Source organism: Micromonospora sp. NPDC005707 (assembly GCF_040631005.1).
GTDB lineage: Bacteria > Actinomycetota > Actinomycetes > Mycobacteriales > Micromonosporaceae > Micromonospora.
This window is the reverse complement of record NZ_JBEXYR010000001.1, coordinates 453,324-468,339: the sequence shown is the minus strand read 5'-3', so window position 1 is coordinate 468,339 and position 15,016 is coordinate 453,324. Positions and strand designations below refer to the sequence as shown.

Annotated in this window: 11 protein-coding genes; 4 read left to right on the top strand and 7 right to left on the bottom strand. The window is 72.3% G+C overall.

What is annotated here, in order from left to right:
• Nucleotides 1-24: 24 nt before the first annotated feature.
• From ABZ452_RS02175 to ABZ452_RS02155, 5 genes are all read right to left on the bottom strand, one after another.
• Nucleotides 25-2,499: an FtsX-like permease family protein gene (locus ABZ452_RS02175; protein WP_357937986.1), complete on the bottom strand. Its 2,475-nt coding sequence runs from the start codon at nt 2,497-2,499 to the stop codon at nt 25-27.
• Nucleotides 2,496-3,221, bottom strand: a complete 726-nt coding sequence (locus ABZ452_RS02170; RefSeq protein WP_357937983.1) for an ABC transporter ATP-binding protein — start codon at nt 3,219-3,221, stop codon at nt 2,496-2,498. Before ABZ452_RS02170 ends, ABZ452_RS02175 begins: the two co-directional genes overlap by 4 nt.
• Nucleotides 3,218-3,826: a PadR family transcriptional regulator gene (locus ABZ452_RS02165; RefSeq protein WP_357937980.1), complete on the bottom strand. Its 609-nt coding sequence runs from the start codon at nt 3,824-3,826 to the stop codon at nt 3,218-3,220. Before ABZ452_RS02165 ends, ABZ452_RS02170 begins: the two co-directional genes overlap by 4 nt.
• A gap of 134 nt (nt 3,827-3,960) precedes the next feature.
• Nucleotides 3,961-4,887, bottom strand: a complete 927-nt coding sequence (locus tag ABZ452_RS02160; RefSeq protein WP_357937977.1) for an NAD(P)-dependent oxidoreductase — start codon at nt 4,885-4,887, stop codon at nt 3,961-3,963.
• A gap of 136 nt (nt 4,888-5,023) precedes the next feature.
• The gene (locus ABZ452_RS02155) at nt 5,024-5,746 is read right to left on the bottom strand and encodes a hypothetical protein (protein WP_357937974.1); all 723 of its coding nucleotides are present in this window, start codon (nt 5,744-5,746) and stop codon (nt 5,024-5,026) included.
• Between the two features lie 383 nt (nt 5,747-6,129).
• Here ABZ452_RS02155 and ABZ452_RS02150 point away from each other — a divergent pair, with 383 nt between their 5' ends.
• Entirely contained in the window at nt 6,130-6,765 is a 636-nt protein-coding gene (locus ABZ452_RS02150) for a hypothetical protein (protein ID WP_357937971.1), read from the top strand.
• A gap of 134 nt (nt 6,766-6,899) precedes the next feature.
• Nucleotides 6,900-8,222 carry an AAA family ATPase gene (locus ABZ452_RS02145; RefSeq protein WP_357937968.1) on the top strand — a complete coding sequence of 441 codons (1,323 nt, stop codon included), beginning with the start codon at nt 6,900-6,902 and terminating at the stop codon, nt 8,220-8,222.
• A 239-nt stretch (nt 8,223-8,461) separates the two neighbouring features.
• Here ABZ452_RS02145 and ABZ452_RS02140 read toward each other — a convergent pair whose 3' ends face one another.
• On the bottom strand, nt 8,462-9,229 hold the full coding sequence (locus tag ABZ452_RS02140; protein ID WP_357937965.1) for a hypothetical protein: 768 nt from the start codon (nt 9,227-9,229) through the stop codon (nt 8,462-8,464).
• Between the two features lie 8 nt (nt 9,230-9,237).
• On the bottom strand, nt 9,238-10,695 hold the full coding sequence (locus ABZ452_RS02135; RefSeq protein WP_357937962.1) for an NYN domain-containing protein: 1,458 nt from the start codon (nt 10,693-10,695) through the stop codon (nt 9,238-9,240).
• A gap of 274 nt (nt 10,696-10,969) precedes the next feature.
• Between ABZ452_RS02135 and ABZ452_RS02130 the strand changes: the two genes are divergently transcribed.
• On the top strand, nt 10,970-12,571 hold the full coding sequence (locus tag ABZ452_RS02130) for an NERD domain-containing protein (RefSeq protein ID WP_357937959.1): 1,602 nt from the start codon (nt 10,970-10,972) through the stop codon (nt 12,569-12,571).
• Entirely contained in the window at nt 12,568-14,958 is a 2,391-nt protein-coding gene (locus tag ABZ452_RS02125) for a pentapeptide repeat-containing protein (RefSeq protein WP_357937956.1), read from the top strand. Before ABZ452_RS02130 ends, ABZ452_RS02125 begins: the two co-directional genes overlap by 4 nt.
• The last annotated feature ends 58 nt before the right edge of the window (nt 14,959-15,016 follow it).

Below are 15,016 nucleotides of genomic sequence, written 5' to 3'. Positions count from 1 at the left end.
GGTCCGGCACCCGGATCCGGGCAGCTAGTCCAGCCTGCGGCGGCCCAGCCACCCGGGTTCGCGGCCGGCGAGCACCCAGCCGGCGACCACGGCGAGCACCGGCAGCCCGAGAATCGTCGCCGCCAGGTGCGCGACCGGCACGTCAGTGAGCGCGTCGAGGTCTCGGTGCAGCACGCTGGCCAACCCGGCATACGCGCCCACGACGCCGAGGAGCGCCCCGAGCAGCGCGAGCGCGCCGGCCGTCGTGGCCGTCAGCGTGCGCCGTACCCGCCTGGGAGCGCCGGTCGCGGTCAGGGTGCGCAGGTCGCCGGCCGCCTCGCCGCGGATCAGGCCGACGGTCATGGCCAGGATGCCGAGGGCGAGCAGCGCGCCGGCGGCGACCGCCCCGGTCCGCAGTGACCCGAGCGAGGCCCGCTCGTGGCGGGACTCGATGGTGAAGCCGGCGCTCACGGCCAGGTTCTGTGCCGTGTCCAACTCCTGCTTGGTGAGCGGGTGGTCGGCCTCGACGAGCCAGCCGACCCGCGCCGGCTGCCAGCCGTGGCCGGCCATCATGCCCGCGGTGACCATCGAGTTCGGCATCGAGGAGTACCGGGGGCCCGACAGCGCCTGGGTCTTCGGGTACACGCGCCGTTCGGGGATGTTCACCAGTTCGAGTGCGCCGGTGCGGACGGTGAGCACCTCGGTGTCGGCCGCGACCGCCGCACTGTCCAGCCGGTGGAGCCGGAGCAGTTCCGGGGTGGCGACGTAGAGGGGGTACGTCGTCATCTGCTGGCGGTCGGCAACCGCCGTGCCGATCTCGACGGCGGGATGGCCGGGCTGGCCGCCAGGCTCGCCCGGGTCCGTGTAGGAGGCGACCACCGCCATGTCGAGCGGGGTCACCGTGGGCGTGCCGAGGTTGCCGGCCATCGCGTCGACCTGGGCCTGCAGGCCGGCCAGCTGCTCCGGGGTGCGTACCGGGATCACCGGGCTGGGCCGGCCGATGCGGACCAAAAGCTGGCCCTCGGCCAGGTTGCCCAGGCCGGCGGCCTGCTTGGCCTGGTATTCGGCGGCGGCGGAGCCGGCGACGACCGCCACCGAGATCCCCAGGGCCAGACTGATCGCGGCGAGCGCCGCACCGGCCCGGGCCTGGTAGCGGACCAGGTCGGTCAACGCCAGCCGGACGGCCACCGGCATCCCGCCGCGCGCCGCCGCCAGCAACCGGATCGCCGTCGGCCCGACGAAGAGCACACCGACGGCCGTGGCGATGGTGCCGGCGGAGATCAGCGCCGGTCTGGTGCCGCCGGACAGCAGCAGGCAGGTGATACCGGCGGCGAGCAGGACCACGGCGACCACCGCGGTGCGCCGGGCCGGTCGGGGCCGCGGCGGCCGCGCCGACAAGGCGCTCATGATCGGGGTACGCGCGATGGCCCGCGCCGGCCACCACGCGGCGGCGGTGGCGGTCGCCACGGCCAGCACCATCCCCGCGCCGATCGTCGCCCAGGGCAGGTCGAACCGGTCGATGCGGTGCCCGGCGGCGGTCTCCACCCGCTCGGCGACGAGCAGCCAGGCGGCGACCCCGACGGCGGTGCCGAGCACCGCCGCGACCGCGCCGACGACGGTGCCGTTGGCCAGCATCACCAGCCGCAGGTGACGCCGGGTGGCGCCCATCGCGGCGAGCATGCCGAGCTGCCGCAGCCGGCGCTGCGCCACCACGATGAACCCGGCCGCGGCGACGAGCGACACCAGCAGCAGACCGACGGTGGCCAGCGCCAGGGTGGTGGCGGCGATCACGGTACGGCTCGTGCCGGGCCGCGACTCGCGCACGAGGGGACCGTCGAGTGTCGCGCGGAACGCCTCCAGGTCGGCCCGGTCCCCGGTGACGAGGACGGTGACGGTCTTCGGCGGGTCGGCGTGCGCCGCGTCCACCAGGGCGAACTCGTCGGTCAGGTCCCGGGGGTTCTCCACCGTCCCGACGACCAGGCGGTCGTGGCCGTCGAGGCTGACCCGCCGGCCGAGCCCGGTCCGCAGGGTGCGCGCCACCGCGTCGGTGAGCGCGACCTCGCCGGCGCCGGCCGGGTACCGGCCCTGCCGCACCGCCAGCATCGGTGCGCCGTACGCACCCGCGGGGTCCTGAGCCCGGACGTCGATCGGATCGAACAGGCCCGGCACCTCCACGTAGCGGTGACCGATCGCCTCGATCGTGCCGAACCACTGCCGTGCGGCGGCGAGCCGGGAGTCCAGGGCCGCCGGGTCGCCGCCGTCGAGCTGCAGGAGGTGGTCGGCGCGGCCGAATCTCCCGTCGCTCGACGAGGCCATGTTGTAGGTCGCCGAGACGGCGAACGTGGCCCCGATCACGGCGACCGTGAGCAGCGCGAGGGTGAGTACCTGTTGGCGCCACTCGCGGCGGAACAGCCGTACCGCCCACCGGATCACGGCCCGGCGGGCCGGCAGTCCGCCGCCCGGTGCGCGGCGGGGCGCCGGCCGGTCGGTGGCCGGTGGGGTGGCGGTGGTCGCCGTCACGGGGCCACGTCCCCGGCGAGCAGGGTGTCCGGGCCGACCGCCGGCGCGGTCTGGTCGACCACCCGGCCGTCCCGGAGGAACACCACCCGGTCGGCCCAGGACGCGAGCTGCGCGTCGTGGGTCACCATCACCCCGGCGATCCCGCGCTTGCAGGCCGCCCGCAGCATCCGCATGACCGCCTCGCCGTTGGCCGAGTCCAGCGCGCCGGTGGGCTCGTCGGCGAGCAGCAGGCGCCGGTCGCCGACCACCGCGCGGGCGATCGCGACCCGCTGGCGTTCGCCGCCGGACAGGTCGTCGGGGAAGTGGGCGGCCCGCTCGGCCAGCCCCAGCTCCTCGAGTACGCGCAGGCCGGCGGCGCGGGCGGCCCGCGCGCCGACACCGTCGAGTTCCAGCGGCAGCGCCACGTTCTCGACGGCGGAGAGCCCGGCGAGCAGATTCAGGTCCTGGAAGACGAAGCCGATGGACCGGCGGCGCAGCCTCGCCCGCCCGTCGGCGGACATGGTCGACACGTCGTCACCACAGACCAGCACCGCACCGTCGGTCGGCTCCTCGAGGCTGCCGGCGATCGTCAGCAGGGTGCTCTTGCCGGAGCCGCTCGGCCCCATGATCGCCACCAGCTCACCGGCGTCGACGGTGAGGTCCACCTGCCGCAACGCGGGTACGGCGCCGTGGCCCGTGCCGTACACCTTGGACACCTGGCGCATGCTCAGCACGGCGCTCATCGTCGGGCCTGCTCGCGGGCCGGCGCGGACTCCGCCGGTCCGCCGGTGGCGGCGGGCTTGCCTCGGTCGTTCGGCGTCGCGCCGGTGGTGGGGGTGGCCGGTAGGCGGCGCAAGCGGGCGTCGGCGGCGTCGAGCCAGCGGACGACCGACTCGAGCCGGAACAGCTCCGCGTCGACGACGAGGCCGAGCGCGATGTCCTCGGGGTCCGCGTCGGCCTTGAGGTGGGTGTACCGCTGCATCTCCTCGACCAGGCGCCGGCGGTGGACCTGGAGGATCTCCCGTACGTCGACGCCGGGCATGCGTACCGCCACCTGCACCTTGATGACGAGTTCATCGCGTGGTGGGGCCGTGGCGTCGGGTGGGGTCCGCAACCACGTGTCCAGTTCCCGCTCGCCGCCGTCGGTGATCCGGAACCGTCGCTGCGCGCCGTCGCGCTCGTCCGACTCGACGAGCCCTTCGCGTTCGAGGCGTTGCAGCGTCGTGTAGACCTGGCCGACGTTGAGCGGCCAGACCTCACCCGTGCGGGCCTCGAACTCCTGCCGGAGTTGCAGGCCGTACTTCGATCCCTCGGTCAGCAGCGCCAGCAACGCGTGTCGAATGCTCATGGTCCACCACCCAGCGTGAGTATACCGGGTATGATACTCAGTATTATCGTGCCGTCCAGCCAGTTCGGGCAGGAGCTGTCAGGTCACGACGAGCTGGCGGTCCACATGCGCCAATGGCCCTTGGCGGCGGGCGTTCAGCGGCTCGCTCTCGCGATCAGCGGGATGCCCTCGCGGTAGGTCGGCACCGCCGGAGCCCAGCCCAGTTCGCGCTTCGCCTTGGCGTTGGAGACGCGCATCGAGGTGGTCATCATCGCGTGCGCGTACGGGATGGGCCGCAGCATCCAGCTCGGGACCCGCCACGGCCGGCGCGCCCCGAACGCGGCAGCGAGGGTGTCCAGGTAGTCGCCCCAGCGCACCGGCTCGTCGTCGACGATGTTGTACGCCTGCCCGGCCCGCCCCTTCTCCAGCGCGGCCACGGTCGCCGCGGCGGCGTCCTCCAGGTAGATGAAGTTGGCGAAGCCGCCCCCGGAGGGCACCGGCAGCCGGCGCTTGCGCACCAGGTTGACGATCATGCTGGTCATGCGGTCCTGGCCGTAGAAGAACCCGTAGCGCAGCGCGACGCCCTCCATCTCGTCGGCCGCGAACACCTGCTCCTCGGTGGCGCGGATCGCCGCCACCGCCTCGCCGAGCTTGCCGCCGACCGGCTCGGCGAACGGGTCGTCCTCGCTGATCACCCGCGGGCCGTGGTCGCGGTAGCCGTAGCCGAGCACGATCGACTGGGTGACGAAGCGGTGGGCGCCGACCGTCCGGGCCGCCGCGAGCAGGTTGGCCGTTCCGTTGGTACGCAGGGCGTTCGTGCCCTGGAGCGCCTCGCCCATCTTCGTGGTGCCCAGCGCCGTCAACTCGTGGACGACCGCGTCTGCCCGCACGTCCCGTACGGCGGCGAGCAGGTTCTCTCGATTCATCACGTCGGCGACCACGGCCTCGGCGCCGGCGTTGCGCAGCCGCTCGGCGTTGCCAGGGCTGCGGCTGATCCCGACGACCTCGTGGCCGGCGGCGATGAGCTGGCGGGTGAGGGGCCGACCGACGGCGCCTGAGGCGCCCGCAAGCAGAACTCTCATGGCTCGGGTTCCCTTCTGCAGGTGTCACCCGGGTGGACGAGCGGCCGGCCGGGCATGTGACCTGTCGGTGTGTCCTCCCCACCGCCCGCGCCGGCCCACCTCCTGCCGAGCCGCGGCGGAAGGGCCGCCTGCGGGATCAGGCCGGCGAAGGGAGGCACCTGTCGGGCAGGGTCACCTGCCCTGGCCAGTGCCAGAACGTGTCCATCGTGAACCACTCGTCCAGCGCGGGGTCGTAGAGGTTTTGGATGCCGAAATGCAGCACCTGCCACCACCGGCTCGGATCTCTCTGGTCGACGTAGATGTCACCGAGTGCGAGCGGGATCCGGGGGAACTCACCCGGCTGCGTGAAGCCGGCAACGACACCGGCCCGCCAGTGGTCGACGTGCCGACCGTTGTTCCCCTGCAGGATCTCCGGTCCGACGAATCGCGCGGTCTTCAGCAGGTCGTTGAACAGTTGCCGGTTGAAGAAGCCGGCCTGATGGCAGGGCTGCGGCGGGTCCGGCGGGATGCCCGGCCACTTGTACGTGAGCGTGTAGAGCGTGTTGTCGTAGATCAGGTTGGTGAACCAGATCGGATACTCCGGCCCGCCGGCGATCATCTGGCTGTCGCCGTCGCGTCCCTGCCAGGTGAAGGGCACATCGATGCCGAGGTCGCGAACGATGTACCGGCCGGTCCCCTGAAAGTCGGCCGGGAGTAGCGGGGGGCGTGGCCCTTCCGGTGGGGCGGGTGTGAAGCCGCCCGCCAGGGTCGTGCCGGCAGGCGATGGGGCCATGGCCACGGCCGGCGCGGTCGCGGCGATGGCGATCAAGCCGCCGACGGCCGCCAAGGCCAGTGTCCGAAGTGCACGACCCAGTGCCATGGCCCCTCCGCAGCTCGGCAAGGAACGCACCCGACAGGGCGCTTCGGCGATCGTATGGGCGGCCAATCTGAGCAACGGTCAAATCGGAAAACTAGTCACCTTCCGGGTGGGCGAGGGCTTGGGTCGAGCCGGTGGGCAGGTGGCGGAGCAACCGGCGGCACAGGCCGCTTGACCGCAACCAGGCCGAGCCTGCCGGGACTCCTGAACCACGCCAGCGCACGGCGATCGACTGGTCGGCGAGGCCGAGGTTGATGATCGCTTCGTACTCGACGCAGCGCGACGTGATACCGCCACCTGCCGGGTCCGGGGCGGCCCGAGCAGGCGCCCCGTCAATAGCGTTTGAGCATCCGGTCCACGGCTTCGACCACAGCGAGGAGGACGCCGTGAGTCAGTTGCCCAGCCCCGCCCTGCCCGGCGAGCTGAAGCCCGCCACCATTTACCCGGACAGGTGGCGTGCGGCGCTTCCAGCGGACGCCTGGCCGGACGGGTTCCCCGAGACCGGCGAGGTGTGGCGGCGGGACGTCTTCGCCGTCGCCGAGGCCTGGCGCGCCGGCGAGGCCAGCCCACGGCAGTTGCTCAGCGCGGCGCTGATGTGGGGTTACGGCCCGATCGGCTACGGCCCGTGGCGCACCGCCCGGTCGCTGGAGGGCGATCCGGACGGCAAGCGGCTGGCGTACGCGCTCGAAGGCCTGCGCATGGCCGCGCCGGACGAGGACGGCCTGCGCACCGCCTACCAACGCCTGCGTGATCCGAAGGAGTCGCGGCTGCCCCGGCTCGGCCCCGCGGTCTTCACCAAGCTGCTCTACTTCGCGGGCTACCGCCGCGGTGCGGGAGGCCGGCAACCACTCATCCTTGACAGCGTCGTCTCGCGCCGGCTGCCCGCCGAGGCCGGGGTCAAGCGCCCGTCCGGGTGGGTGCCGGACGAGTGGCTCGCCTACCTGGCCTGGGCGGCGGACCAGGCGCAGCGCCGGGGCATCGAGCCCGACGAGGTGGAGATGGCGCTGTTCCACGACCGGTGAGCTTGACGGCCGGCCGCTGGGTGGGACAACGCTGCCGCCCGGCTTGTCAGCCGGCCGCCGGGTGGGGGAGCGCCGCCGCTGACGGACCCGGCTCGTATGGTGGCGGGCGGCAGTCGGCTCAGGGAGGGTGCTTCATGCTCGCGGAACTGGCAGCTCCTCCGGCCGTCGAGGCCGAGCGGGTCATCACCGCCGTGCTGGCCGACCTGCGTTCCGGCGACCACCGGGGCGTGGTGGTCGACTCCCCGCCCGGCGCCGGCAAGTCCACCCTCGTGGTCCGCGCCGCCGTCGAGCTGGCTGCCGCCGGCGAGCCGCTGATCGTCGTGGCGCAGACCAACGAGCAGGTCGACGACCTGATCGACCGGCTCGCCCGCAAGGCCCCCGAGCTGCCCATCGGCCGGCTCTCCGCCACCGACTATCAGCCCACCGACCGGGTGAAGGGCCACGAGACGGTCCGGGTCGCCGCGAAGGTCGCCGATCTCGGCGGTGCGGCCGTCATCATCGGTACGGCCGCCAAGTGGGCCACGGTCGCCGAGGGCGTCTGGCCGTGGGCGATCGTCGACGAGGCGTACCAGATGCGGTCGGACGCCCTGCTGCGCGTGGCCGGCAGGTTCGAGCGGGCGCTGTTCGTGGGCGACCCGGGGCAGCTCGACCCGTTCTCGACCGTCGAGACCGCGCGGTGGACCGGGTTGACGTGGGACCCGATGCAGTCGGCGGTGGCGACCCTGCTGCGGCACAACCCGGAGCTGCCGGTGCACCGGCTGCCAGTGTCCTGGCGGCTGCCCGCCACGGCCGCGCCGGTGGTGGCCGCCGCGTTCTACCCGTTCACCGGGTTCCGCGCCGGCACCGGGCCGGCCGACCGCGCGCTGACCTTCACCGAGCCGGGGCCGGGCGACCCCTTCGACGCGACGGTCGAGGTGGCGGCCACGGCCGGTTGGGCGCTGCACGAGCTGCCCGCCCGGCACACGCCGCGTACCGATTCCGAGGCCGCGGCGGCCTGCGCCGCCCTCGCCCTGCGATTCCTGCACCGCAAGCCGGTCGGGTTCTCCGAGCAGGCGCCCGACGGCGCGCCGGTGACGGCGGACCGGATCGCCGTGGGGGCCGCGCACCGCGACCAGGTGGCGGCCATCCGGGCGCACCTGGGCGCGGCCGGCGCGGGCATCACCGTCGACACGGCCAACCGGCTGCAGGGCCGGGAGTACGACGTGACGATCGTGCTCCACCCGCTCTCGGGCCGGCGGGACGCGACCGCGTTCCACCTGGAGTCGGGGCGGCTCTGCGTACTGGCGTCCCGGCACCGGCACGCCTGCGTGGTGGTGGCGCGGGCGGGCATCACCGACCTGCTCGACGCGCACCCGTCGACCGAGCGCGTGCACCTGGACGTGCCGGTGAAGTTCCCGGACGGCTGGGAGGCCAACCACACGATGCTCGCCCACCTCGCCGCGCACCGCTCCCGCTGATCACGTGCGCCGGAGGACTACTCATGGTCCGTCGAATCGCGGTCTTCGATGGCTGATCGGAGTGCAGACACGAACGGGTGGCCGAGTTGACGCTCGCGGAGCGTGTCCGTAGCCTTTACCCATAGGGGAGATGGTGGCTGGCGATGATGAGCTGAAACGTAGTCATCGTTCGATCCGTCTCAATACCCGGCCCCAGCCTCCGTGCTGGGGCTTTCACTTTTCCCGGGCAAAGTGCGCGATCAGAGCGTGCCCGGCTCGTGTCCCCGCACGTAGTGCCAGGCGCCGATTCCGCGGGGGTCGAACAGCGCCGCCGTCCGGCGCGGGTTCGCGAAGACATCGGCATAGTCGAGATCAAGCCAGTAGGCAGGGCGCATTCCGTCGTCCAGAGCGGCGCGGAACTCCTCCGGCAGCGGCCGCCCGTCGGCGCGGATCACGGCCGCCATCACGCCGGTCCGGCCCGCGCCCAGGGCCGGCACGCCGTCGACCGGGCCGTTGCGCCCGTCGGAGCACCACAGCGTCCCGCGGACGCGCAGCGCCGGCCCCTCGCCGACGTTCTCCACCGGGACGAGGAACCGGTCCTTGGCGACCGCGAGGAACGCGTACGCCGGGGCGGGCGCGGAGGTCAGCGCGAAGCGCTCCTCGGCGGGTGGGTGCTGGGCCAGCATGCCGCCCGAGTCCGGGAACGCCACCGACTGGTGGACCGGCAGCAGGAGCGGGTACCGGCTCAGCACCAGGGACCGGCGCGTTTCGGTGAGCTGCCGGTCGGTCCGGGACAGCGCCTGCCGGGAGAGGTAGATCGCGGCCAGCACGCCGATGGTGGACGCGACGGCGGCGAACGAGCCGGCGACCGCGGCGGCCCGCTGGGTCGGCCAGTTGAAGGCCACCACGACGGCGGTTCCGGCGGCGCAGATCGCCAGCGTGCCGACCAGCGCCAGGCCGTATCCGCGGGCGAGCGCCAGCCCATGTCCGGCGGCTCCGCGCAGCCAGGTCCAGGTCCGGCGCAGCACGGGCGTTCCTAGGCGAAGGACGAGCCGGCGTCGCCCCACCGCGTCCGGGCGATGGTGACCTTCTCGCTCCGCCAGGTGATGGCCCGGGACTGGGCCAGGACGCGCAGGATGCGGTGCCGGTCACGCTGGTCGTAACCGAAGACCGGCTCGGCCCGCGTCCGGTCCTTGACCGCCATGAACTCGAGGATCTCGCTCTCCGGTATCGGGCTCGGAGCCCGGCCGACGAAGGCACGGTAGAGCTCGTGGTAGGCGTCCTCGATGGGGCGGGCGAACGGCGAGTTCGTGGCCAGCGCGTGGCGGGCGCCGGCGACCGCGACCGCATCCACGACGCCGGCCGCGCTCGCGTACTTGAGGACGCGGTTGACCAGGCCCGCGTTGAACTTCTCCGGGCCCTGCCCGACGCCGCTCGCGCTGAGCAGGCCGGGCAGGCGGCGGAACGGGATGGTCCGGCTCTGGGTGCGGAAGCACTCCATGGTCAGGCCGGCGTGCACCCGCCACAGCGGTTCGAGGTATCCCAGGGCGAGGTCGTCCACGGTCACGGCGTACGTGTCGTCCGCGCCCTTGCGGACGAGCTGCACGGCGGTCAGCGCGTCGAGCGCGCGCAGCAGCCGGGAGCCGTTGTCCGCCTGGAGGGGGCCGGCGCGCAGTTCCGTGACCGTCAGTCCCTTGGGTCGGGCGGCGAGCCGGCGGACCACGTAGTCGATGGCCAGCACGTCGGCGAACCGGCCGGAGCCGACGTCGACGTAGGTGCGGGTGGCGTTGCGGGGCAGGAACTGCTCCTTGGCCCGCACCGCCGCGTCGGTGCGGACGACCTTGTGCCCGAGGGACTCGATGAGCGCCCAGTAGCGGCTCTCGTCCTCGTTTTCCAGGATGCCCCAGCGGGCCAGGGTCGCGGTGCGGTCGGCCTGTTCCTTGCCGCCGAGGATGATGCCGCGACGCTGCAGTTCGAGCAGGCCGAGCAGGGCCCGGCAGGTCGCCGGCGGAGGCTTCTGCAGGGTGTAGATGTCGTCGATGCAGATGGAGTCCAGGCCGGGCAGCGTGAGAATGCCACGGAACTGGGGGGAGAGGCGGTCCTCGTCGCCGTACACCACGGTGACCCGGCAGCCGTCGCTCAGCAGGCGGCGGATCAGCGGGATGAAGTCCTGGTCGCCGGTCACCAGCACGAACTGGCCGCAGTCCTGGTGGAGGTAGTCCATCGCCAGCACGGTCAGATGGATGTCGGCCTGTTCCTTGGCGCTGCCCACCACGTCGTCCTTGATGAGGTGGTCGGCCATCGCCACCGAGATGGTGCCGTCGAACTTCGTGGCCGCCATGTGCTTGTGGTGCAGGTGGCCGCCGCACCGGGCCGTCGCGTCTTTCCAGAGGGCGTCGACGATGCCTCGCTCCACGACGTGGCCGCGGCCGATGATCGCGCCGGCCAGGTTGTCCCAGTCGACCAGCAGGACACCTTTGTTTCCGACGGCCATCTGCGGCTCCTCCGTGAGCTCATCGAGGCGCGATTGATTTCCGAATTCTGCCCCCGTGTCCCCACACTGCTTCTTCATCCGTTCGGCCACGATGTTCATCACTTGTGCGACGTCGCCGGGGGCGTTCGGTTCGCTGTACGTGACGTCAAGATGACCGATCGTCCACAGAAGACCGCAAGTCCGGTGGAGCGCGACAGCCGGCGCACGAGCGGACAATGTGGATTCCTGGGTCGTCACCACAGTCGTCGCACGGCCCGCGTCGGGGAGGGGGACTGTGGCGCGGTTCTATCCCAAGCACCTGCGACCGAACGCGACCCGCGGGGAACGGGCGGTCTTCGACAAGCTCCGGTCGCTCAACGACTCGTGGTTCGTGCTGCACAGCCTCACGTTCTTCGACGCGGGCCGGCCGAAGTGGCGGATGGGCGAGGCGGACTTCGTCCTGCTCCACCCCGGGCGCGGCCTGCTGATCATGGAGGTCAAGGACGGTTCCTACCGGGTCGAGGGCCGGCAGTGGTTCGCCCAGCGCCGCGGCGGCGACGTGCCGCTGAACGCCGACCCGTTCGACCAGGCCGTCCGGAACAAGTACGCCCTGGCCGGGTGGCTACGCGACGCCGCCGGCATCCGGCACGTCCCGGCCGGGCACTGTGTGGTGTTCGCCGACGGCCGGCCCTCGGGCAACCTCGGCCCGCACGCGCCGGACACGATCGTGCTGACGGCGGCGGCGCTGGAGCACGCGCCGGTGCTCGTGGAACGCGTCATGGCCCACTGGGACCAGCACGGCTGGGCCAGCCAGTCGGACTTCGAGAAGGCCCTGGCGGCGATCGCGCCGACCGCCGTTGTGGCCCGCACCCTCCGCTACGACGTCGACCTGGCGTCCGACGACCTGGCCCGCCTGACCCAGCGCCAGATCCGCCTGACCGGTCGCCAGTTGGAGGTGCTGGAGGGCACCTCGAAGAAGCGGGCCTCACTGGTGCTCGGCGCGGCCGGCACGGGCAAGACGGTCCTCGCCCAGGAGCGGGCGCGCGAGCTGGCGGCCCGGGGGCTGCGGGTCGCGGTGATCGGACAGCAGCGCAACCTGCGCCTGGAGATCCGGCGCAGGCTGCGGGTGGAGGGCGTCAGCTCCGGCGACCCGGAGGACGTGCTGTGCGACCTCTACGGCGCCGACCGCCTGCGCGAGTACGAGGGTGAGCAGCTGTGGGTCACCGTGCTGGCCCTCGCCGAGGCGTACGGCAAGCCGCTGGACTGCCTCATCGTCGACGAGGCGCAGAGTCACGACGAGGACCTGCTGGACGCCCTGCGGGAACTCGTCCGCCCCGACGGTTCGGTGGTGCTGTTCGCCGACCCGTACCAGCGCGACTCCTCCGGGACCTGGCGCCCCCGTCCGGACGGGTCGTTCAACGAGTTCTGGCTGACCGAGAACTGCCGCAACGTCCTGCCGATCGCGAAGCTCGTCGCCCGGATCTCGGGAGCGCACACGCCCGTCACCGGTCCGTCCGGGCGGCCACCGCGCCTCAGCGGCGGTTCCGCGGATCTCGCGTCGACGTGCGCGGACGCCGTGCTGGAGATCCTGAAGGACCTGCCGCCCTCCCAGCTCGTGCTGCTCACGTCGACGACGGCGAACCAGGCAGCGATCCGCCGGACCCTGGCGGACCGGGGCGTGCGGACGATGAGCGGGCTGCGCGGCGACGAGCTGGCGGTCTGCACGGTGCGGCAGTTCCACGGCTGCGAAGCGCCGGCCGTGGTCTACGCCGACGACGGCGAGGAGGACTGGACGACCAGCTACATCGCGGTCAGCCGGGCCTGCGCCTACCTGCACGTCGTCGGCCGGCCGGACCGGTGGGAACCCTTTCGATTCCTGATGGAGGATGGTTCATGACGCTGTACGACGAGGCTGTCACTTTCCTGGAGTCGGAAGGCTGGTCGGTCCCCGGGGAATCGCGGGGCGAGGTCGTCCGGGCGAGGCGGGCGGCGTACGCGGACAACAGCGAGCACATGACGGTGTGGTGCCCGGCCGCACCGGACGCCGAGGAACTGCACCGCCGCGAGGCGACCCTCCTGCAACGCTTCGCGGAGGAGGCGCGTACCCCGGGGGCGAAGTTCCTGCTGGTGGAGTCCACCCAGGGGCTGTCGACGGACTTCCGGAGAGTCGCCAAGCACGAGTACAACGTCGACATCCGGGTCCCGATCCAGTTCTTCGACGCCCGGTTCAAGTGGGACGACACGTTGGTGTCGACGCTGGCGGGAACGGCCGCGCAGCAGCTCCGCCGCGACGGTGAGTTGGCCGAGCGGCGGCGTACCCCGCAGCCGTTCGAGGCGGTGGGCACGAAAGTGGTGGGCAGCGACCTGCTCACCGAGCTGGCTCGCCGGTTCGACAGCCCGGCCGGCTGGGACCGCCCGATCGTGCTGGTGACCGCGCCGGCGGGATACGGCAAGAGCGTCCTGTTCGAGTCGCTGTTCGCGACGCTGTACACCAACTTCCAGAAGGCGAAGAAGCAGCTACGGAGGGCCTACCGGCCGCTGCCGCTCCTGCCGGACTACGCCGCGCTGGCCAGTGCGCCCGCGCTGGGCCCCATGGTCGACGCGCTGCTGCAGACCGAGGTCGCGCGGCCGGTGAAGCAGCCGACGTTCCAGTGGATGCTCACGCGGGGGTTCGCGAGCTGGCTGCTGGACGGGCTGGACGAGGTCATCGCCCAGGACCCGGGCTTCTTCGAGTACATCCACGAGATCGTCGCCCGCCCGGACAACCCGACGACACCGCGCATCCTGCTCTGCGTCCGGGACTCGCTGCTGAGTTCCAACCAGGCACTGCGGGACTTCCTCACGGTGGCCCACGAGTACGTCGAGGAGTTCCGCCTGCTGCCGTGGCAGCCCGAGTCGATCACCACCTTCGCGCGCATCCGCCTTCAGGAGAAGGACCGCGAGCTCCTCTCGATCCTCGACGCGAAGCCGCAGCTCATGAACCTCTGCGGCACCCCGTACTACGCCGAGCTGCTCGCCGAGCGCGTCGACGAGGGCAAGACCGACGGGATACCGGACGACTACTCCGAGATGGACCTGGTCCACGACGCCGTCGACGCGATCATGGATCGCGAGTACAAGAAGGAGCAGTTGCAGGAAAACCTCGTCTCCCGGCACGACCTGCTCGACGTCATCAGTCACGTGGCCGTCGCCGAGCTGGAGAACGACAACCGGGGTGTGCCGATCGACGAGATCGGCCAGCTCGCCGAGTTCGTGATCCCCTCGGACCTGTCCGATCCCGAGCGCGAACGCTGCACCGCGGCCATCTGCCGCCTACCGGTCTTCCGTGCCGCCTCCGAGCGGCAGCGGGTGCGCTTCGCGCAGGACGTGATCTTCGAGCACCAGATCGGGATGCGTGCCGCCCAGTACTTCGCCGTCAATCCGGTGCGGTTCGCGCAGCTGCTGGACTGCCGCCCGTTCCCGCCCGACTCCTTCGCCCTCCGGGTGCTGTGCGCCCGGATCCGGGAACTCGCCGCCGGCGAGGAGCTGCTCACCCGGCTGTCCAGCGCGACCGCGACCCCCACGGCCTTCCGCAACATCCTCCAGGTGCTCCTCGGGCTCCCCGAGTGCGCCCGGCTGCTCATCCACGCTCCGCTGGAACGCCAGGACCTGTCCGGGCTCACCTTCTCGGGCCTGTCACTGGCCGGCGTCAGCTTCCGCGGGGCGAATCTGGAGTCGACACGCTTCACCAACTGCGTCATGACCGGCTGCGACCTGTCCGACGCGACGCTGCACGGCACGCGATTCGACGCCTGCCTGCCCACCCTCGCCGAGGCCGACTTCGGGCACCTCACCGGCTTCGTCTCCGTGGAGATCGACTCCCGGACCGCCATCGAGGACGTCGCGGACTTCGTCAAGCTGCTGGGCGCGGACGGGCGCCGGGAGCACCCCTTCGTCGGCCCCTGCCCCACCGCCCTCCAACTGCGGTTCCTGTTCCTGAAGTTCGTCCGGCCCGACGGCCACTACCGCCGTGACTCGCTGGACGAGAAGGGCCTGCTGTCGGGGCGGCGCATCGTCGATCCGGCGTCCGTGCTCAACGGTGCCGTGCGTGCCGGCTTCCTCACCGCCATCCCCAAGCGCCGCCGGTACGAACGCACGCACAGCCAGCTCTACGCGGACATGGTGGGCTTCGCCCAGAACCTCCGGGTGACCCCGGCCATCCGGTCACTGCTGGAGGACACCTGCCGGGTGGAGGGGTGCGCCCACGTCGTTCAGGAGAACCCGACCGCCGCGACCTTCGACTGAGTGTCCAGCGGTCCCCGCGCAGCGGACCGGCGAGCCGACACCGGCCGGCCGCCACCGG